Annotated in this window: 21 protein-coding genes; 17 read left to right on the top strand and 4 right to left on the bottom strand. The window is 61.1% G+C overall.

The genetic code is table 11. The annotated features are described in order from the left end of the window. Window positions 1-17 precede the first annotated feature (17 nt). Genes ACP7AP_RS01530 through ACP7AP_RS01565 form a run of 8 tightly spaced genes read left to right on the top strand, consistent with a single transcriptional unit; the run spans window position 18 to window position 7919 of the window. Window positions 18-2300, top strand: coding sequence for a bifunctional salicylyl-CoA 5-hydroxylase/oxidoreductase (locus tag ACP7AP_RS01530; RefSeq protein ID WP_426031526.1), 2283 nt, complete (start codon window positions 18-20; stop codon window positions 2298-2300). Further along, window positions 2297-3052 (top strand): SDR family NAD(P)-dependent oxidoreductase, encoded by a 756-nt coding sequence (locus ACP7AP_RS01535; protein ID WP_426031528.1) that lies wholly within the window; start codon window positions 2297-2299, stop codon window positions 3050-3052. Before ACP7AP_RS01530 ends, ACP7AP_RS01535 begins: the two co-directional genes overlap by 4 nt. Further along, window positions 3049-3480 (top strand): MarR family winged helix-turn-helix transcriptional regulator, encoded by a 432-nt coding sequence (locus ACP7AP_RS01540; RefSeq protein WP_426031530.1) that lies wholly within the window; start codon window positions 3049-3051, stop codon window positions 3478-3480. Before ACP7AP_RS01535 ends, ACP7AP_RS01540 begins: the two co-directional genes overlap by 4 nt. Next, on the top strand, window positions 3477-4286 hold the full coding sequence (locus tag ACP7AP_RS01545) for an enoyl-CoA hydratase family protein (RefSeq protein WP_426031532.1): 810 nt from the start codon (window positions 3477-3479) through the stop codon (window positions 4284-4286). The genes ACP7AP_RS01540 and ACP7AP_RS01545 overlap by 4 nt, the downstream gene beginning before the upstream one ends. 53 nt (window positions 4287-4339) lie before the next feature. Beyond that, window positions 4340-5476, top strand: coding sequence for an acyl-CoA dehydrogenase family protein (locus ACP7AP_RS01550; protein ID WP_426031534.1), 1137 nt, complete (start codon window positions 4340-4342; stop codon window positions 5474-5476). Beyond that, window positions 5473-5898 carry an acyl-CoA thioesterase gene (locus ACP7AP_RS01555; RefSeq protein ID WP_426031536.1) on the top strand — a complete coding sequence of 142 codons (426 nt, stop codon included), beginning with the start codon at window positions 5473-5475 and terminating at the stop codon, window positions 5896-5898. The genes ACP7AP_RS01550 and ACP7AP_RS01555 overlap by 4 nt, the downstream gene beginning before the upstream one ends. After that, window positions 5895-6299, top strand: a complete 405-nt coding sequence (locus ACP7AP_RS01560; protein WP_426031538.1) for a RidA family protein — start codon at window positions 5895-5897, stop codon at window positions 6297-6299. The genes ACP7AP_RS01555 and ACP7AP_RS01560 overlap by 4 nt, the downstream gene beginning before the upstream one ends. Next, a complete protein-coding gene (locus ACP7AP_RS01565) occupies window positions 6300-7919 on the top strand; it encodes an AMP-binding protein (RefSeq protein ID WP_426031540.1) in 1620 nt (539 codons plus the stop codon). A gap of 185 nt (window positions 7920-8104) precedes the next feature. Here the strand turns inward: ACP7AP_RS01565 and ACP7AP_RS01570 are convergent, their stop codons facing one another. After that, a complete protein-coding gene (locus tag ACP7AP_RS01570; RefSeq protein WP_426031542.1) occupies window positions 8105-8272 on the bottom strand; it encodes a hypothetical protein in 168 nt (55 codons plus the stop codon). 177 nt (window positions 8273-8449) lie between these two features. On the opposite strand from ACP7AP_RS01570, the gene ACP7AP_RS01575 reads away from it, so the two are divergent. From ACP7AP_RS01575 to ACP7AP_RS01590, 4 genes are all read left to right on the top strand, one after another. Beyond that, a complete protein-coding gene (locus tag ACP7AP_RS01575; RefSeq protein WP_426031544.1) occupies window positions 8450-9424 on the top strand; it encodes a hypothetical protein in 975 nt (324 codons plus the stop codon). 109 nt (window positions 9425-9533) lie between these two features. Then, the gene (locus ACP7AP_RS01580; protein ID WP_426031546.1) at window positions 9534-10172 is read left to right on the top strand and encodes a protein-L-isoaspartate O-methyltransferase family protein; all 639 of its coding nucleotides are present in this window, start codon (window positions 9534-9536) and stop codon (window positions 10170-10172) included. 75 nt (window positions 10173-10247) lie between these two features. Continuing rightward, window positions 10248-11645 (top strand): TolC family outer membrane protein, encoded by a 1398-nt coding sequence (locus ACP7AP_RS01585; RefSeq protein ID WP_426031548.1) that lies wholly within the window; start codon window positions 10248-10250, stop codon window positions 11643-11645. Between the two features lie 189 nt (window positions 11646-11834). Then, window positions 11835-12671, top strand: a complete 837-nt coding sequence (locus ACP7AP_RS01590; protein WP_426031550.1) for a hypothetical protein — start codon at window positions 11835-11837, stop codon at window positions 12669-12671. Window positions 12672-12783: 112 nt separating this feature from the next. On the opposite strand, the gene ACP7AP_RS01595 is transcribed toward ACP7AP_RS01590, so the two are convergent. Next, on the bottom strand, window positions 12784-13110 hold the full coding sequence (locus tag ACP7AP_RS01595; protein WP_426031552.1) for a DUF6280 family protein: 327 nt from the start codon (window positions 13108-13110) through the stop codon (window positions 12784-12786). 216 nt (window positions 13111-13326) lie between these two features. On the opposite strand from ACP7AP_RS01595, the gene efp reads away from it, so the two are divergent. Both efp and ACP7AP_RS01605 read left to right on the top strand, forming a co-directional pair. Beyond that, window positions 13327-13890 carry an elongation factor P gene (gene efp / locus ACP7AP_RS01600; protein WP_054004611.1) on the top strand — a complete coding sequence of 188 codons (564 nt, stop codon included), beginning with the start codon at window positions 13327-13329 and terminating at the stop codon, window positions 13888-13890. A 73-nt stretch (window positions 13891-13963) separates the two neighbouring features. After that, window positions 13964-14779: an inositol monophosphatase family protein gene (locus ACP7AP_RS01605; protein ID WP_426031555.1), complete on the top strand. Its 816-nt coding sequence runs from the start codon at window positions 13964-13966 to the stop codon at window positions 14777-14779. A gap of 107 nt (window positions 14780-14886) precedes the next feature. Here the strand turns inward: ACP7AP_RS01605 and ACP7AP_RS01610 are convergent, their stop codons facing one another. Then, on the bottom strand, window positions 14887-15636 hold the full coding sequence (locus ACP7AP_RS01610; RefSeq protein WP_426031557.1) for a YgfZ/GcvT domain-containing protein: 750 nt from the start codon (window positions 15634-15636) through the stop codon (window positions 14887-14889). A 3-nt stretch (window positions 15637-15639) separates the two neighbouring features. Further along, window positions 15640-17370, bottom strand: a complete 1731-nt coding sequence (locus tag ACP7AP_RS01615) for an ABC transporter ATP-binding protein (RefSeq protein ID WP_426031747.1) — start codon at window positions 17368-17370, stop codon at window positions 15640-15642. Window positions 17371-17643: 273 nt separating this feature from the next. Between ACP7AP_RS01615 and ACP7AP_RS01620 the strand changes: the two genes are divergently transcribed. From ACP7AP_RS01620 to ACP7AP_RS01630, 3 genes are all read left to right on the top strand, one after another. Continuing rightward, window positions 17644-18852, top strand: coding sequence for a pyridoxal-phosphate-dependent aminotransferase family protein (locus ACP7AP_RS01620; RefSeq protein WP_426031559.1), 1209 nt, complete (start codon window positions 17644-17646; stop codon window positions 18850-18852). A 406-nt stretch (window positions 18853-19258) separates the two neighbouring features. Then, window positions 19259-19684: a GFA family protein gene (locus tag ACP7AP_RS01625; RefSeq protein ID WP_426031561.1), complete on the top strand. Its 426-nt coding sequence runs from the start codon at window positions 19259-19261 to the stop codon at window positions 19682-19684. Window positions 19685-19727: 43 nt separating this feature from the next. Further along, a complete protein-coding gene (locus ACP7AP_RS01630; RefSeq protein ID WP_426031563.1) occupies window positions 19728-19994 on the top strand; it encodes a hypothetical protein in 267 nt (88 codons plus the stop codon). Window positions 19995-20227 lie beyond the last annotated feature (233 nt).

Here is a 20227-nt window from a genome sequence, read left to right on the forward strand (position 1 = left end):
GCATTGGAGGGATTGCCATGAAGGTTCTGTGTTTGGGCGGTGGTCCGGCGGGTCTGTATTTTGCGATCTCGATGAAGCTGCGCGACCCCGGCCATGAGGTTGTGGTTATGGAGCGCAACAAGGCCAATGACACTTTCGGCTGGGGTGTGGTGCTGTCGGATGACGCTTTGAGCCGTATGGCCAAGAATGATCCGGTTTCCACCCAGGCGATCCGCAGCCAGTTCGCCTATTGGGACGATATTGCGGTGGTGCATAACGGCGTGCGCACTGTGTCGGGCGGGCATGGTTTTGCGGGCATCGGGCGCAAGGCGCTGCTGATCTTGTTGCAGGCGCGGGCGCGGGAATTGGGCGTTGATCTGCGGTTTGAGACTGAGTTCAAGTCAGCCGAGGAATATCGCAAAGACTATGATCTGGTGGTGGCGACAGATGGCCTGAACAGCCTTGTGCGCCGCGAATATGCCGAGGTGTTTCAGCCGGACATTGATGTGCGCAAATGCAAGTTTGTCTGGCTCGGCACACATGCCAAGTTCGATGACGCCTTTACCTTCATCTTCGAGAAGACCGAATATGGCTGGGTTTGGGCACACGTTTACCAGTTTGACAAGGATACCGCGACCTTCATCGTCGAATGTAGCCCCGATACGTGGGAGCTGTGGGGCTTCGATGCGATGTCAAAAGAGGAAACCGTGGAAACCTGCCGCAAGATCTTTGAACGTCACCTTGGCGGCCATGATCTGATGTCGAACGCCGCGCATCTGCGCGGCTCGGCGGTGTGGATGCAGTTTCCGCGGGTGATTTGCGCGCAGTGGTATCACGAGAATGTGGTGCTGATGGGCGATGCGACGGCGACCAGCCATTTCTCAATCGGCTCTGGCACCCGGCTGGCGTTTGATAGCGCGATTGCTTTGGCGGAATATCTGCATGCAGAACCCACCATGCAGGCGGCGTTTGAGCGGTATCAGGCGGAACGCCGGGTGGAGGTTTTGCGGCTGCAATCGGCGGCGCGTAATAGCCTGGAGTGGTTTGAGGAGGTCGAGCGTTATCTCGATATGCCAGCGCCGCAGTTTGCTTATTCGCTGTTGACGCGTTCGCAACGCATCAGCCATGAAAACCTGCGGATGCGCGACCCGGCTTGGTTGCGTTCCGCCGAGGATTGGTTTGCAGCACAATATGGCGGTCAGCCGGGCCGTGCGCCGATGTTCACGCCGTTTCAGTTGCGCGGCATGATGCTGGAAAACCGGGTGGTGGTGTCGCCGATGGCACAGTATCGCGCGGTCGATGGTGTGCCGGGCGATTGGCATTTCGTGCATTACGCCGAACGCGCCAAGGGTGGCGCTGGGCTGGTTTACACCGAGATGACTTGCGTGTCTGCGCATGGCCGCATCACGCCGGGTTGCACCGGGCTTTACACGCCTAAGCATGAATTGGCGTGGAAGAAGATCAACGATTTCATCCATGCCGAGACGAAAGCCAAGACCTGCTGCCAGATTGGCCATTCGGGGCGGAAGGGCTCGACGCAAGTGGGCTGGGCGGATGCCGATGCACCGTTGGTGTCGGGGAATTGGCCTTTGCTGAGTGCGTCGGCGATCCCGTGGCAGGTGGGCAATGCAGTGCCCAAAGCCATGGACCGCGATGATATGGACAGCGTTCTGCGCCAGTTCATCAAGGCAACGGAAATGGCCGAGGGCGCGGATTTCGATATGATCGAACTGCATGCCGCGCATGGCTATCTGATCTCATCCTTCATCTCGCCTTTGTCGAACGTACGGGAGGATGAATACGGTGGATCTTTGGAAAATCGGATGCGCTATCCGCTGGAAGTGTTCCGCGAGATGCGGCGCTATTGGCCGGGGCATAAGCCGATGTCGGTGCGAATCTCGGCGCATGACTGGGCCGAGGGTGGGGTGACGCCTGCTGAGGCTGTGCAGATCGCCCAGATGTTCGCGGCGGAAGGTGCTGATATTATCGACGTATCGGCGGGTCAGACCTCGACCGATGCCAAGCCTGTGTATGGTCGGATGTTCCAAACCCCGTTCTCGGATCGCATCAAGAATGAGGCGGGGCTGGCGACGATGGCTGTCGGAAATATCACCGAGGCCGATCAGGTGAACCAGATTCTGCTGGCCGGGCGTGCCGATTTGGTCTGCCTCGCGCGGGCGCATCTGGCCGACCCCTATTGGACTTTGCATCAGTCGGTAAGCTTGGGCGACACAGGCACGCAATGGCCGAAGCCCTATTATGCGGGCCGCGATCAGGCGCAGCGCTTGGTGCAGAAATCGGAAGGCGTGATCCGGGTATGAGTGGGCCGGGTATCAGTCTGGCTGGCAAACGCGTTTTGATCACCGGGGGCGGCTCGGGTGCAGGCGAGAACCTTGCGCTGGGCTTCGCGCAAGCGGGGGCCGAAGTGGTGATCGCGGGGCGTCGGATTGAGGCGTTGCAGGCGGTTGTGGCGCGCGCGCCGGGTATCCGGGCGGTGCAGGCGGATGTGACGGATGAAGCCTCGGTGCGGGCGATGTTTGCCCAAGCCGGGCCATGCGATGTGGTGATCGCCAATGCCGGGGCCGCGGATTCTACGGTGATGGCGAAGACCTCGCTGGCACAGTGGAATGCGATGATTGCGGTGAACCTTACGGGCGTGTTTTTGACCCTGCGTGACGGGTTGAACCAGATGCCGGGCTGGGGGCGGTTGATCTCGGTCGCATCCACCGCCGGGCTGAAAGGCTATGCCAAGGTTGCCCCCTATGCTGCGGCAAAGCATGGCGTGATCGGGCTGACGCGATCTTTGGCTTTGGAAATTGCCAAGCGTCCGGTGACGGTGAACGCGATATGTCCGGGGTTTCTGGACACACCGATGACCGATCACTCGGTTGAGGTGATTGCCGAGAAGACCGGGAAATCCTTGGCAGAAGCGCGGGCAGTCTTGGCCGAGATCAACCCGCAGGGGCGGCTGATCGCTGCTTCGGAAGTCACCGCGATGGCGTTGTTTCTGTGTGGGGCGGGCTCGGAAGGCGTCAACGGGCAGGCACTAACCATTGCGGGGGGGGAGTTGTGAGTGATCTGTCAAAGCGCCGCCTGAAAATGTGGATCAGGATGCTGGGGGTGACGCGCAGTTCGGAAAGCCATCTGCGCGAGTTTCTGCGGGTGAAACACGACACCACTCTGCCACGTTTTGACGTGCTGGCGGCTTTGTATCGGCGGCGGGATGGCGTGACGATGAGTGAATTGTCGCGGATGCTTCTGGTTTCGAACGGCAATGCGACGGCGGTGGTGGATCGGTTGGAAAAGGACGGCCTCGTTCTGCGCACCCAAAGTGATCAGGATCGCCGCACGGTGTTTGTCGCGCTGACACCGCAGGGTTTGGCTGATTTTGAAGGGCTGGCGAGCGACCACGAGCGTGAGGTGGACCGGCTGTTTGGCGGGCTGTCCGAAGCCGATTTGGACAGCTTGACCGAGATTTTGAAGCGGATGGGAAAAGCATGAAACTGGCGGATTTTAAGCCTGCGCATTTTCTGTGGGAAGTCTCGGATCGAGTCGCCGTGCTGCGGTTGAACCGACCCGAGCGCAAGAACCCGCTGACGTTTGATAGCTACGCCGAGTTGCGCGATCTGTTTCGCGATCTGGTCTACGCCGAGGACGTCGATGTGGTGGTGCTGGCGTCGAACGGCGGCAATTTCTGCTCGGGCGGCGACGTGCATGACATCATCGGGCCGTTGATCGGGCTGCCGATGAAGGATCTGCTAGCCTTCACCCGGATGACCGGCGATCTGGTCAAGGCGATGATTTCCTGCGGGAAACCGATCATTGCGGCAGTGGATGGCGTGGCTGTTGGGGCGGGGGCGATCCTTGCGATGGCGGCTGATCTGCGGCTGGCGACGCCGGAAGCGAAATGCGCGTTCCTGTTCACGCGGGTCGGGCTTGCGGGCTGCGATATGGGCGCTTGTGCGATGCTGCCACGGATCATCGGGCAGGGGCGGGCGGCGGAATTGCTTTACACGGGCCGGGTGATGACGGCTGCCGAGGGTGAGCGCTGGGGGTTCTGGAACGCTTTGCACGGCGCGGGTGCGCTGGAGGCCGAGGCGCTGGTTCTGGCGCGGCGACTGGCGGCGGGGCCGTGCTTTGCGCATGGCGTGACCAAGACGCAACTGCTGCAGGAGTGGGATATGGGGCTGCTGGCTGCCATCGAGGCCGAAGCGCAGGCGCAGGCGATTTGCATGCAGACGCAGGATTTTGAGCGGGCATATCGCGCGTTCGTGGCCAAGGAAAAGCCGGTTTTCGCGGGGGATTGATCACCGGGGGCTCAGCCCCGTACCCCGAGATATTTGAGCAGAGAGGATGAACCGTGCCCGATCAGAGTTTCCTAAGCTGGCCGTTTTTTGAGGACCGTCACCGGGCGTTGGCGGCGGGTTTGGAGACTTGGTGTGCGTCGCATCTGCCTGTCGATCACGGCGACGTGGATGCCGCTTGCCGCAGCTTGGTGGCGATGCTGGGGGCGGGCGGTTGGTTGCAGCACTCCGGTGCTGGGCTTGGCGAAAAGCTGGACGTGCGCAGTCTGTGTCTGATCCGTGAGACTTTGGCGCGGCATGATGGTTTGGCGGATTTTGCCTTTGCGATGCAGGGGCTTGGCATGGGGGCGGTGTCGCTTTTCGGTTCGGACCCACAGCGCGAATGGCTGGGGCGGACGCGGGCGGGGACGGCGATTGCGGGCTTTGCTTTGACCGAGCCGGGGTCGGGATCGGATGTGGCGGCGACCGCGACAACGGCGGTGCGCGGGCCGCAGGGCTGGGTGCTGAACGGCGAGAAAACCTATATCTCGAACGGCGGGATTGCCGATGTTTATGTGATCATCGCGCGGACGGGCGAGGCTCCGGGTGCGAAGGGGCTGTCGGCGTTTTTGCTGCCTGCGGATACGCCGGGGCTTCGCGTGGTCGAGCGGATTGAGGTGATTGCGCCGCATCCGTTGGCGCATCTGGCGTTGCGCGATGTGACCTTGCCTGAAACCGCGCTGATCGGTCGGGCGGCGGATGGATTTAAGATCGCGATGTCGGTGCTGGATGTGTTCCGCTCGACCGTCGGCGCTGCGGCTTTGGGCTTTGCGCGCCGGGCGCTGGATGAGGCTTTGGCGCGGGTGCAATCGCGGCGGATTCAGGGGGCGGCTTTAAGCGAATTGCAGATGGTGCAGGGGCATTTGGCGGATATGGCCTTGCAGGTGGATGCCTCGGCTTTGCTGATCTATCGGGCGGCTTGGGTGAAGGATCAGGGCGCGGCTCGGGTCAGCCGTGAAGCCGCGATGGCCAAGCTTTATGCCACCGAAGCGGCGCAGAAGGTGATTGATATGGCGGTGCAACTGCATGGCGGCGATGGCGTACGGCATGGCTTTGCGGTTGAGGCTTTATACCGCGAAATCCGGGCTTTGCGGATTTATGAGGGGGCTTCGGATGTGCAGCGCATCGTGATTGCGCGGAGTATCCTCGGATGAGCTACACGCGTGAAATTCAGATCGAATTCAACCACTGCGACCCGGCAGGCATCGTGTTTTATCCGCGCTATTTTGAGATGACCAACTCGGTCGTCGAGAATTTTTTCAACGATGTGGTCGGGCGGAGTTTTGCCGCGATGCACGGGTTTGGAAGTCGGGAGGCGGCGCATAATGGCGTGCCGACTGTGGCGCTTGAGGCGGAGTTTGTGGCCCCCTCGCGGCTCGGCGATAAGGTGCTGTTTTCATTGGCGGTTGAAAAGCTGGGACGATCCTCGGTTGGCTTGAAAATTGAGGGCCATATGGGCACTGAGTTGCGGCTGCGTGTGGCGATGACTTTGGTGTGGATTGACGGCATGAAATCAACGGCTTGGCCGGATGAGATGCGGGCGCGTTTGGCGAATTATATGGAGGACGCGGCATGAGCCATGAGGTTTTGCATCCGAAAAACTGGAAGCCTGCGCGGGGGTATGCCAATGGTATGGCGGCCTCGGGGCGGATGGTTTTCACCGGCGGGCTGATCGGCTGGAACGCCGATCAGGAGTTCGAGTCCGATGATTTCGTTGGGCAGGTTGAGACGGCCTTAGAGGGGATTGTCGAGGTGCTGGCCTGTGCCGGGGCCAAGCCGGAGCATCTTGTACGTTTGACGTGGTATGTCACCGACAAAAACGAATACCTCAGCAATCTAAAGGGCCTGGGCGCGGTTTATAAGGCGGTGATCGGGCGGCATTATCCGGCGATGGCTTTGGTGCAGGTGGTGGCTTTGGTCGAGGATCGGGCGAAAATTGAGATTGAAGCGACGGCTGTTATCCCGGAGGGGGCTTGAATGTTGGGGCCATCAGGACATAGCGATAGCTTCACCCGCGACCGCCTGCCACCGCAGGATCAGCAGCCGGAGTTTTTGCTGGGTGGCTTTGACTACCCGGAATACCTGAACGCGGCGGTTGAGCTGACCGATAAGATGGTGGAAAAGGGCTTTGGCGACCACACGGCTTTGATCGGCAACGGGCGGCAGCGCACTTATAAAGAGCTGACCGATTGGTCGAACCGCTTGGCGCATGTGTTGGTTGAGGACTACGGCATAAAACCCGGCAATCGTGTGCTTATCAGGTCTGCCAACAATCCCGCGATGGTGGCGTGCTGGTTGGCTGCGACCAAGGCCGGGGCGGTGGTGGTCAATACCATGCCGATGCTACGGGCGGGGGAATTGGGCCAGATTGTTGATAAGGCCGAGATCGCTTTGGCTTTGTGCGACACACGGTTGATGGAGGAGTTGGTGGCCTGCGCCAAAACCTCGGGATATCTGAAAACCGTGGTCGGCTTTGACGGCACGGCGAACCACGATGCGGAACTGGACCGGGCGGCTTTGTCGAAATCGGTGCGGTTTACGCCGCCGCCGGTGGGGCGCGATGACGTGGCGCTGATCGGCTTTACCTCTGGCACCACGGGCGAGCCGAAGGGGGCGATGGCGTTTCACCGCGATATTCTGATCATCGCGGATGGCTATGCGAAAGAGGTTTTGAACGTCACGCCGCAGGATGTGTTTGTAGGCTCGCCGCCCCTGGCGTTCACCTTTGGTCTGGGCGGCCTCGCGGTGTTTCCGTTGCGGTTTGGTGCGGCGGCGGCTTTGTTGGAGCAGGCGACGCCCGGCAATATGATCGAGTTGATCCAGACCCACAAAGCGACGGTGTGTTTTACCGCGCCGACGGCGTACCGGGTGATGCTGAAAGCGATGGCGGCGGGGGCGGATTTATCCTCGCTTCGGGCGGCTGTCTCTGCGGGGGAGACTTTGCCGGCACCGGTCTATGACGAGTGGATGGCGAAAACCGGCAAGCCGATGCTGGATGGCATTGGTGCCACCGAGATGTTGCATATTTTCCTGACCAATCGGTTTGAAGATCATCGTCCGGGCTGCACCGGGCGACCGGTATCGGGGTATGAAGCGCGGGTTGTCGGGCCGGATATGGCGGAACTGCCGCGTGGTGAGGTGGGCCGTTTGGCGGTGCGCGGGCCGACCGGGTGTCGCTATCTGGCCGATGATCGGCAGGCAAAGTACGTGAAAGATGGCTGGAACCTGACCGGGGATAGTTTCTGGCAGGATGAAGACGGGCGGTTCCATTTTGCTGCGCGCTCGGACGATATGATCATCTCGGCGGGCTATAATATCGCAGGGCCAGAGGTGGAAGCGGCGTTGCTGTCACATGCGGATGTGCTGGAATGTGCGGTGATCGGGCGGGCGGACGAGGAACGCGGTCAGATTGTCGAGGCGCATGTGGTGTTGGCGCAGGGCCGTGTGGGCGATGCTTTGATGGTGAAGGCGCTGCAAGATCACGTCAAACGGGTGATCGCGCCGTATAAATATCCGCGTTCCGTGCATTTTGTGCAGGCTTTGCCGAAGACGCAGACCGGGAAAATTCAGCGGTTCCGGCTGCGCGACGGCACTTAGGGCGCTTAGCCCGTGGGGCCGTAACATAGTTTTCTAGGGTATCGGACGCGTCGATATTTTGATCTGAAGTTGTTCCCAGCGGGGAATGACTTGTGTTATTTCTGTGAACCTACCACAATATGTAGGGGTGAGATGCGATCTTTACGCGGTTTTGTCTGTTTTGAGCATTGTTTCGCCATGCCCACCTAGTGCAATCCTTCTGTCTTGCGCCGGATCGGCCAGCCGGGCCGGGGTTTGGGCAATGTTGGGGTTTCCTGTTGCAAGGCGGCGCAAAGGCTGGCTTCGCGGGCTTGCAAGCGGACGAGTGTGGCGCGGATTTCGGATAATTCATCGGCGGGCTTTAGGTTTTGCATCGGATTCTCCTGTTGCGGCTTTGTCTGGCCAGGATGTGGGGGCAGGGGTTAAGGATCGGTTTCGATCTGGCCTTGCGTGAAAACTTCCCCTGAAATCGCGATGATAAATTTCCTTGCATTGCGCGCCGCTCAGGCGAATTCTGGCATGGTTTTGGACCGAATTATTTGGAGACGGATATGTGGGATTTTTCAATGGCGCAGGCGCTTGGCCTGATGCGCAAGACCGCGCCTTTTGTGCTGTTTCGGGTGATCGTGTATTTTGGCATCTCGGCGGCGTTCATTTTGGCGACGGGAACGGGGGCCGGGATTGGCTGGGGTGTTGGCGCGTTTGGCGATGGTGATTTCCAGATCAACTCGACCTTCTACGGCGGTTTGTTTGGCTTTGCGGCGACGGCGGGGGTGCTGTTTTTCGTGCGCGACTATATTCTTTACATCGTGAAGGCCGGCCATATCGCGGTGATGGTCGAGATCATGCAGGGCGGGCAGGTGCCGGGCGGGCGCGGGCAGATTGACCATGCGACGGCGGTGGTGAAGGCGCGGTTCGGCGAGGCCTCGGCCTTGTTTGCACTGGATAAACTGATCAAGGGCGTGGTCGGGGTGATCACCGGGCTGATGCAGGGGATTTTGGGGTTTCTGCCAATTCCGGGGGTGGATCAGCTGATGGGGGTGGTGCGGGCTTACTTGCGAGTCTCGGTGGGACTGGTCGATGAGGTGATTTTGGCGCATGGCATTCAGACTAAGGCGGAAAATCCTTGGAGTTCAGCGCAAGACGGGCTGGTGCTGTATGCGCAGAACGCAAGGCCCCTGCTGATCAATGCGGCTTGGCTGACTTTGTTCAGCTATGGGCTGTCGGTTGTGGTGTTTCTGGTGATGCTGGCCCCAGCGGCTTTGGTGGTTTATCTGATCCCCGGATCATGGTCGGCGGGCGGGTTTGTGTTTGCCATTCTGTTCGCTTGGGCGGTGAAAGCGGCGCTGATTGAGCCGTTTGCGATTGCCTGCCTGTTGCAGGTGTTCTTCAAAGTGACCGAAGGCCAGCAGCCCGATCCGATCTGGCGGGGCAAATTGGAAGCGGCAACGGTGAAATTCAAAGAGTTGGGCACACGGGCGGCAACTTGGGCGGGTGCCAGATTTAACGGCGCATCTGCGGTTTAAACGGCAACATCCGGTCACAATCTATCCGCGGTTGCGATGGGGCGTTGCTCTGTCGGGTCAGATGTGGCAGGAGGAAAGAGACGCAAACTAGACTGGTGAGTTTAGCCATATGAGCGATTTTTCTGCCCGCCGCGTGATGATGGTCGACACGCAAGTGCGCCCGTCTGATGTCACAAAATTCCCCATTATCGCGGCGATGCTTGCGGTGCCGCGCGAGGCCTATGTGCCACATTCGAAATCCGAGGCGGCTTATGTCGGTGAGAACCTTGAGATCGGCAATGGCCGGGTGATGGTGGAAGCCCGCACCTTGGCCAAGATGCTGGATGCGCTTGATGTGCAGCCGACGGACCGCGCTTTGTATATCGCGGGTGGTTTGGGCTATGGTGCTGCGGTGCTGGGGCGGATGCTGGCCTCGGTGGTGATGGTTGAATCCGACGCAGGGCTGGCGGGTGCGGCGCAGGCGAGTTTCGGCGCGGGTAACGTCTGCGTGGTGACGGGGCCGCTGGAGGCGGGTGCTGCGGGGTCGTATGATGTGATCCTGATCGAAGGCGGCGTACAGGACGTGCCCGAGGCGCTGCTTGCGCAACTGGCCGAAGGCGGTCGGATCGCCGCGATTTTCATGCAGGGTGCGCTGGGGTCGGTGAAGATCGGCCATAAGGCTGATGGCAGGGTGACGTGGCGGTTTTCGTTTAACGCCACGGCTCCGATCTTGCCGGGCTTCGCCAAAATCGCGGCTTTTGCGCTGTAACAGACAGACGGGGGGCCGGGCGTGATCTGGCCACTGACAACAAGCGCACAACGCGCAACGAAATATGAGGGCGTGATGCAGAAGTTCTGGGCAGCAGTGGCGGTGACGGCGGCAATGGTGGTGGCCCCTGCCGCACAGTCCGAGACTTTGGCGGATGCGCTGATCTCGGCCTATAAAACCTCGCATTTGCTGGATAAAAATCAGGCTGTGCTGCGCGCGGCGGATGAAGATGCCGCGGTGGCTTTGGCACAGTTGCGTCCGGTGATCAGTTTTGCCACGCAGGCGAGTCGGACCAAGCTTGACAATGCGTTTCGCACCAATCTTTTTGGCACTCCGGTCGGCGCGCCTGTGTACACCGAGTCTACCGATGCTTCGGCGCAGCTGAGCGCGACCTTCCTGATCTATGCAGGCGGGCGCGGCAAGATGGCGGTCGATGTGGCGCGTGAAAGCGTGCTTGCGACGCGTGAGCTTTTGGTGAACGTCGAGCAGCAGGTCTTGTTAGCCGCCGTTTCGGCCTATGTTGACCTGCGTTTGCAGGCGGAAATCGTAGCGCTTCGGCAATCCAACGTCCGGCTGATCAGCCAGGAATTGCAGGCGGCGAAAGACCGCTTTGATGTGGGCGAAGTGACGCTGACCGATGTATCCTTGGCCGAAGCACGCCGGGCTGCCGCGCAGTCGGGTCTGGCTGCGGCGCAGGGTGCGTTGGAAGTCGCGCGTGAGCGCTACAAGGCGGCGATTGGCCATTACCCCGGCAAGCTGGCGGGTCTGCCGAAGTTGCCGTTTGCCGCCAAATCGGAAGAAGCCGCGCGCGCAATCGCGGTGCGCAACCATCCGGTGATCAAACAGGCCGGTCATGAGGTGAAAATCTCGGATATTCGGGTCAAGATCGCCGAAGCCGCCTTCCTGCCGACGGTAAGCAGTTCTCTTACTGTCAACGAGGATTGGTTGTCGGGATCGGGCAATACCGTCGCCGGAATCCGGTTCAGCGATACGATCTATCAGGGCGGCGAACGCTCGGCTTTGTATCGGCAGGCCTTGGCGGGCAAGGAATCTTCGGCTGCGGCGCAGTTGCAGGCGGTGGTGGATGTGTCCGAAGGTGTCGGTCAGGCATGGTCGAACGTAATCGTGCAGCAGGCCTCGATCGAGGCCGGTGGTTTGCAGGTGACGGCGGCGCAAAAGGCGTTTGACGGCGTGCGCGAGGAAGCCACTTTGGGTGCGCGCACCACTTTGGACGTGCTGAACGCCGAGCAGGAATTGCTGAACGCGCGGGCGGCCAAGCTGCAATCCGAAGCCAGCCGCTATGTCGGCGTCTATCAGTTGCTGTCCACCATGGGGCAGTTGACGGCGGAACAGTTGAACCTTGGCATCACCACCTACGATCCAGAAGCCTATTATAACGCCGTCAAGACAGCGCCGCTGACTTCGACGCGCGGCAAGCGGCTGGACAAGATTCTGGAGAAAATCGGCAACTAAGCCGTTTCAGATATGCGTAGGGTGTAAGCGGCCCCTGCCCGGATGCGGCGCGGGGGCGGTTTTCATTAAACTCGTCGGCAGTCTATCCGCTTGATCGTTCTCGGTAATGCGCCAATTCCTTGTCATGCGTGGCTTCTGTCGCTAGACTGCCGATGAAGAGCAGAGTTTGAAATGCGTAGGGCGCCGTTAATGTCAGAGCCGTTGAGTTCGACCGAGATTGAGGATGTGCTGTCCTCTATCCGCAGGCTGGTGTCGGATGACATGCGGCCCGCTCCAAAGCTGGCGGTGGCTGCGGGCGATAAACTGATCCTGACCCCGGCGTTGCGGGTGGTGCAGACCGAGGCTGAACTGCCCGATCCTGTGCCGATGTTTGTTGCGGTGCCGAGATCAAACCTGATGGATGCCCCACCGGATACTCAGCGCAATGGCTTGGGCAGTGGCTTGGGCGGTGTCGTGGCCAGCGTAGGTGCTGCTGTGGACGCAAGCCCGGATGATTGGGAAGCGGAAATTGGCGACTCTGCGCCGCAGCCGGATATGGCCGCCGATATCGGCTTGACCAATCCATGGTCGCTGCCTGCCGATGACGCTTTGGATGACGTGTTGCCGGATGAGCCGCTGGCGTCGGATGAGGCGGGCGCCGCGCCGCATGATCATTTTGAGTATCACGCGGCTGCGGCGGCTGCCCCGGCGCAAACTCCGGCTTGGGCGCAAGCGGATGAGATCGGCCAGGACGATGAGGCTGAGGCCGCCATAGCGCCGCTGCATGGCACGCTAGAGCCTGATCCGGTTTGGGCCGATGCCGCCGAAGCCAGTGTGCTGGCGGCACTCGCCGAGCCGGATGCGGCGGACGACGACGACGCGTTCGATCAGGCGATGCGATTTGACGAAGACGTGTTGCGCGAATTGGTGCGTGACATGCTGCGCGAAGAACTGGCGGGCAAAATGGGCGAGCGGATCACCCGGAATATACGCAAGCTGGTGCGGGCGGAAATCGCACGCGCGCTGGCGGCGCAAGAGTTTGAATAGGTTCAGCTTGGGCAGGCCAAGTTTGAACAGGCTGGGGCCGACCGCAACCCAGTGACAGCACATAAAAAACGCGCCAGAAGGCGCGTTTTTCTTATTCTATGGCAGAGGTGGCTTATGCCGCTTCTGCATGCTCCAGTTCCAGCGCATGACGACGCTCGGATTCTTCGCGCGACAGTGCCACCGAAGTGCGCACGCCTTTTGAGACGAATTCCATCAGGCCTTTGACCACACGCTCGTTCGGGTCAATCCCGGCGCAGGACAACACTTCGCGGCCATCGCGCGAGCGTGCCCAACGGGCGATTTGATCGGGGCCGTTGCCATATTTCTTATCATCTGCAATGGCATCATCCAAAGCAGCCAAAACCACCGCCGCAAAAAGTTTGCGCGCCCGCTGGCCTTGCTCAAAGTTGAAGGCTGTGCTGTCAACCGTATCCAACATCACATTGTCCTTTTTTCTTGCTCTTGTATTTTCGTAACGTCTGCGCTTGTAACGTTTTGATAACGATTCGGGGGGTCAACTTTTGCATATCTGTCATGCGCTAGCGGCATGGCTTGCGACAGTATCTACCGAATCTAGTCGTCTTGCTTGCAGGCTTGACCCGATATATAGGGGGCGTTCCTTTAACTTCAACCTTTTGACAAGGTTTTACCACAAATGCCGAAGATCAACGGAAACGAAATCAAACCGGGCTTCATCATGGAGCATGACGGCGGGCTTTGGGCTGCGGTCAAGGTCAACCATGTCAAACCCGGCAAAGGTGGCGCTTTCGCGCAAGTAGAGCTGAAAAACCTGCGTGATGGCCGCAAGTTGAACGAGCGATTCCGTTCGGAAGACAAGGTGGAGCGGGTCGAGTTGGAGAACAAGGACCAGCAGTTTCTGTATGAAACCGATGGCCGCTTGGTGTTCATGGATTCCGAGACCTACGAGCAGGTTGAAATCGATGCCGAATTGCTGGGCGACCGTCGCCCCTTCCTGCAAGATGGCATGATGGCGACGGTGAATTATTACGGCGAAGAGCCGCTGAACGTCAGCCTGCCGCAGAAAGTGCGCTGCAAGGTGGTCGATACCGAGCCTGTGCAAAAGGGCCAGACCGCGGCGAACTCTTTCAAGCCAGCGATCTTGGACAACGGCGTGCGCATCATGATCCCGCCGTTTATCGGGCCGGATGAAGATATCATCGTGCATACCGAATTGATGGAATATTCAGAACGCGCGTAAGGTCTGGCGATTCGTCGGTGAGGGATTCAGGGCCGTCCTTTTGGGGCGGCCTTTTTTGTTTCAGGGGTGTGTGATGGACGTGATTTTGCAAGCGGTGCGGGCGGCGGGCAGGGCGGCGGTGTTGCCAAGATTTCGGGCTTTGGCTGTGGGTGAGGTCAGCCAGAAAACCGATTTCGCCGATTTGGTGACGGTGGCGGATACCGAGGCCGAGGCTTTGATCTGTGCTGCTTTGGCGCAGACCTGGCCCGAGGCGCGGGTGATTGGTGAGGAGGCGGTGGCGGCTGATCCCAGCTTGAGGGATGCGATGGCGGGCCTCGGGTGGCAGGTGATCGTCGATCCGGTCGATGGCACCTGGAATTTCGCCAAGGGGCTTGCGACCTTTGGCATGATCGCGGCGGCTGTGCTTGATGGCGTGGCCAAGTATGGTTTGCTCTATGACCCGCTTTTGGATGACTGGGTGGAGGTGACGGCGGGTGGTGCGGCGCGGTTCGTGCAGGCGGATGGGCGGTCGCAGGTGTTGTGGGTGTCGCAAGTTTCCGATCCGGCACAAATGTGTGGCTTCATTCCGGTGGGGCTGTTCAAGGCGGAACAAAAGCGCGCGGCGGTGTTGGCGGGGCTGGGCTATGGCCGCGTCACGTCTTTGCGCTGTTCGTGCCATGAGTATCGGCTGATGGCGCAGGGCCATGTCGAGTTTGTGCTTTCGGGGCCAGAACCGCATCCGTGGGATCATGCGGCGGGCGTGTTGGCGGTGCGGGCGGCGGGCGGCGTGGCGCGGTTTCTGGATGGTGCCGCGTATGATCTGGCGCGCAGGGCGGGGGTGTTGCTGGTGGCCAACTCTGAGGCGACTTGGAGCCGGGTGGCGCTGGATTATGCGGCGTTGGCGGATTGATACCTTGCGCTTCCTGAGGCGGCGGATGCCTCCGGCTAACCCGAATGGCGGCACGCCATTCGGGCCTGGATATTTGAGCAGAGAGGATGACCTTTAGGGCAGAATTTTCACAGCGCGATTTTGGCGGTGCCTGCGGTGAGGTTCTCTGTGCGGTCAAAGCGCAGGTAGGCAATGGCGCGGCCTTGGCTTTGGGTGAACAGGGTGCCTGCGGGTTTGTCACCTTGCAGGATTGGGGTGCCGGGGGGGGCCTCGCCTGCGATGGTGACGGTGATCAGGCCCTTTTTCAGCTCGGTCTTGTGTTTCATCCGGGCGGTGACTTCTTGGCCGACATAGCAGCCTTTGCGGAAGTCGACGCCGTGCAGGCGCTCAAAGCCGGATTCCAGCAGGTAGCTGTCGTCGGGGACAAGCTCGATGCCAGTTTCGGGGATGCAATAGGCGACGCGGATGGCGTCCCAGTCAATCTCGGGTGGGCCACCTGCGGCACCATAGCCGCGCCAGCCGAGGGCGGGGTGGCGGGGGTCGGCGATGGTGCCGGGGGGGGCTGCGCCAAGCCCGCGCGATACGGTCAGATCGGTGGCCGCGAACTGCACATCGGCGCGCAGGCGGTACATCGACAGGCGGCGGAGCGTGGCTTCGGCAATGCTGTGTTTGATGTCCAAAAGCAGGCGGTCGCCTTGCGCTACCAGCAGGAAATCGGCGAGGTATTTGCCCTGCGGCGTCAGCAGCGCCGCCCAAACCGCGCCATCACCGCGCCCCAAAGGCAGCACGTCATTGCTGACCATGCCTTGCAGAAATGTCAGCCGATCCACTCCGGTGACGGTAAAAACACGGCGGTCGGCGGCGGTTTCGCCCAACATGGCTTAGTCCTTGAATTGCAGGCGATAGAGGCCAGCGTAAAGCCCGCCCTGTGCCAGAAGTTGATCATGCGTGCCGGTTTCCGCAACCCTGCCGTGGTCCATCACCACGATTTTGTCGGCATTGCGCACGGTGGCAAGCCGGTGCGCGATCACCAAAGTGGTGCGGCCTTGGCTGCCATGGGCAAGAGCTTCGGCGACGATGGATTCCGATTGCGCATCCAGCGCCGAGGTCGCTTCATCCAACAGCAGCACGGGGGCATCCTGCACCAAAGCCCGCGCAATCGCCACCCTTTGCCGCTGGCCACCCGACAGCGCAGAGCCGCGCGGGCCGACCGGGGTATCGACGCCACGCGCTAGCAAGGCCAGAAAATCGGCGACATGGGCGGCGCGCAGGGCGGCGTCTAGCGCATCTGGTTTCACGCTGCGACCCAAAGCGATGTTCTCGACGAGGGTTTCATCAAACAGCGCCGAGTCTTGCGTGACGGTGGCAAACAGCGCGCGTTGATCGGCCAAGGCGAGGCCGGAAGCGATCACGCCGCCGATACGGATCACGCCACTGGCGGGCTCCATAAGCCCGGTCAGCAGGTGGAACACTGTGCTCTTGCCCGCCCCAGACGAGCCAACCAGTGCCGTGGTCTTGCCTGCCTCGGCGGTGAAGGACAGACCGCGCAGCACGGGTTGGTCGCCATGCGCGAAGCTGACATCCTCAAAACGAATTTCCGGCGCGCCGGGGGCGGGCAGAGCCAGGCTGACCTCGGGGCGGGGATAGGCGGGGCGGGCGTCAAACAGCGCGTAGATGCGTTCCAGGCTGGCGGAGGCGACTTGCCAGGTGCCCGACATCTCGCCTAAGCGGCGCAGGGGTTGGAAGGTCAGCGACATCGCGGTGAAGAACGACATGAAATCGCCAGTGGTGCGCTGGCCCGAGGAAATCTCATCGCCTGCCATCAGCAACACCGCGAAAAATCCCAGACCCGTCACCAGATCAATCATCCCCGGCATCAGGCTGCGGGCGAAGATCGAGCGTACCTCGGCGCGGCGGATCGACTTTAGCACCGTGCGGAAGCGCCCGGTCTGGTAGTCTTCCATCCGGTTCAGCTTGATCGCGTTGATGCCGTGGAAAATCTCGTCTAAGCGCGTGGCGCGCTGGCCGGCCTGATCGCGCAGCTCGTTGGATTTGCGCCGCACATAGCGCTGCAACATTGCGGCGGGCAGGATCAGCAAGGGGGCGCCGATCAGCGCCGCCAGCGTCCAGTGCAGATCAATCGAGACGGCCACCGCCAGCAGGGTTATCAACCCCAGCAGATCGCGGCCAATGCCGGTGACCAAGGCGCTCCAGATGCCTTGCACCGCCCCGGTATCGCCCTGCACGCGTTCAATCAGCACACCGGGCGGGTTGGTCTGGAAAAACGGCGCATCCAGTGTCAGAATATGGCGCAAAAGGTCGGATTGCATAGTCGCAGAAACCCGCTGAGAGATCGACCAGATCAGAGTGCGCGATACCACCACAGTGAAGGCGCGCGCGGCAAACAAACCGAAGATCGCAAAGCCGACACCGTAAAGCGCCGCCTCGCCGCCGGGGGTGAACACCACGTCGAACAGCGGTTTCAGCAGATACGACAACCCACCAAGCGCGCTGCCTTCGATGATCATCAACAGCAGGCACGCAAGGATGCCCCAGGTGTGTTGGTGGATATAGCCTGCCCAAAAACGCCGGAGCAGGCTGGGCGCATGCAGGCTGGGCGCATGCTGACTGGGCCCTTGCTGACTGGGCCCTTGCTGACTGGGCCCTTGCTGACTGGGATTGGCTTGGGTCACAAGGCGAGGCACTTTCGGTTGCGAGCGATTGGCGGTTGCGAGCGATTGGCGGTTGCGCGTGGCTGAATTGGTCTAGCTTGCGCAGGCGGTGAGGGCAAGCGCGGCTGCGGCGGCGGGCGCAGGACTGCTGCTGGCGATTGACGCGGCATATCGGCCCGGATAGCCATGTCAGGTTTGTATTTGGAGCCTGACATGACCCTCGCCAACGGCCGTCCTTATCTTGCCATTCCGGGCCCCTCGGTGATGCCCGACCGGGTGTTGGCCGCGATGCACCGAGCGGCACCGAACATCTATGAGGGGGCTTTGTATGATCTGGTGGCCTCGCTTTGGCCCGATCTGAAGGCGCTGGCGGGGACCAAAGCTTCGGTTGCGGCCTATATCGGCAATGGTCATGCGGTCTGGGAGGCGGCGAACGCCAACATGTTCTCGCGTGGCGAGAAGGCTTTGGTGCTGGCGACCGGGCAATTCGGGCTGAGCTGGGCGAACTCGGCGCGCGCGATGGGGATTGAGGTTGAGGTGCTGGATTTCGGCAAATCGACCCCGGTTGATATGGCGCGCGTCGAGGGCGTTCTGCGCGCGGATAAGGCGGGCGGGATCAAGGCGGTTTTGACGACGCAGGTGGATACGGCAAGCACGATCCGCACCGATGTGGCGGCATTGCGCGCGGTGATGGACAGCGCGGGGCATGGTGCGTTGCTGGCGGTGGATTGCATCGCAAGCTTGGGCTGTGATGAATACCGCATGGATGACTGGGGTGTCGATGTCACGGTGGCGGCAAGCCAAAAGGGGCTGATGACGCCGCCGGGGATGGGGTTCATCTGGTTTTCCGATAAGGCGCGGGCGCGGACTGTGGGCGCTGATTTGCGCACGCCGTATTGGGATTGGACCCCGCGTGCGGACGCCGAGGAGTTCTGGCAGCTGTGGAACGGCACCGCCCCCACCCATCATCTTTATGGGCTGCGCGAGGCTTTGACGATGATCGGCGAGGAGGGGCTGCCTGCGGTCTGGGCGCGGCATGACTGTCTGGCGCGCACAGTTTGGGCGGCGTTTGACTGCTGGGGGGCCGGCAATCCTTTGATCGGGCTGAACGTGGCCAGCCCTGCCGATCGGGGGCGGTCGGTGACGGCGGCGCGGTTTGGCGCACCCCACGCGACGCGGTTGCGGCAGTGGTGCGAGCATCGCGCCGGGGTGACGCTGGGGATCGGGCTGGGGATGGCTCCGAGTTCGGACCCCGCCTATCACGGCTTTCTGCGGGTGGCGCACATGGGGCATGTGAACGCCCATATGACTTTGGGGGCGCTGGCGGTGATGGAAGCGGGGATGATCGCCTTGGATATCCCGCATGGGCCGGGGGCCTTGGCGGCGGCGGCGGCTGTGGTTGCGGCAGGAGCCGGGGTTTGAGGGCCCGTCTACGCCTGGACAGATTCGCGCGTGTGGGTTTTCAAGAGGTTAGCCTTGGGTGGTTCATACTGTCTTAACCTTTGACGGCAGGGATCTGAAACGGGGGCGGTCTCGGCCCCCATCAAGGGGGCGCTCGACCGCGCTGCCGGGGGATGGGTTTGCGGCGTTGCGCTTGGCGTTGATCGAGGCCGCTCCGCGGGGAGTATTTGGCAAAGAGCAAATCCTGGCGAGATTGAGGGGCTTGGGGTTTATTCTGTGCGGAGGGGGCGGTGACGGGGCTGTTTTGGTTTCGCGGCAAGCATAGGCAGCGAAAAATGCTGTCGCGTGATGTGCGTGGTTGCGATTTTCGATTGCCTGCAAGTTTGAACTCCACTGGACTGCTTGCGGGTGATGGGAGGCTGGTGCGATGACGGATGAAGCGCGCGGGATGCTGGAGGCGGCCTGTCATTGCGGGGCGGTGCAGTTTCGGCTGCGGCTAAGCGATGGGGTGACCTCGGCGCGGCGCTGTGATTGCTCGCTGTGCCGGATGCGCGGGGCGGTTGTGGTCTCGGCGCAGGTTGGGCGCATTGAATTCGTGCGGAGTGAGGAGAATTTGAGCCTGTACCAGTTCAACACTTGGGTGGCGCGACATTATTTTTGCAAGACCTGCGGGATTTACACCCATCATCAGCGCAGGTCAAACCCCGGGCAGTTTGGCGTCAATGTGGCCTGCATTGCGGGGATGTCACCGTTTGATTTTGCTGAGGTTTTGGTGATGAACGGCGTGGCGCATCCCTCGGATTCTGGCGGTGGCGACCGGGTGGCGGGGGTGTTGCGGTTCTCGAAGATCTGAGCAGGTGTTCTGAGACGCGGGTATTTGAGACGGCGGAGCGGTTTTGGCCGCCATCAAGGGGCACTCGACCGCGCTGCCGGGGCATGGCTTTGCAGCCTTGGGTCGGGGCAGGCGGTGGGATGCTCCGCAGGGAGTATTTGGCAAAGAGCAATGGCTTTTGTCGGGGGCTGTGCTCGGGGCGGATTTCAGCGATTTGGCGTTGCGGCAAGACGGACATGTGTTTGTCAGTGCTGCGGCCAGTGGCGCGAGTTGGCATAAAACGCCAGATTATTTGCGGCACGCAGCACGGAAACAGCACTTTGCTGCGTGATTTGTTGGTGGCGACGCGGGAGGCGGGTGCGCCGGATTGGTTTTCCATGCGCGATGCGGGTCCGGTTTCGCCGCGGCCCTGCGCCCTGCCGGAGCGCGGTGATCTTGATGTCGTTGCTGATGGATCAACCTATTTGGCGGCGGCGATCAGGGGGGTAGCGGGAAGACTGGGGTGTTTGGCCTGCGGTTGATGCGGGCGATGTGTTGGGGGTGATTTCCGCGGTTTATCCGGGG

Origin of the sequence: Cypionkella sp. TWP1-2-1b2 (genome assembly GCF_049896245.1) — a bacterium.
In the GTDB taxonomy this organism is placed as follows: domain Bacteria; phylum Pseudomonadota; class Alphaproteobacteria; order Rhodobacterales; family Rhodobacteraceae; genus Cypionkella.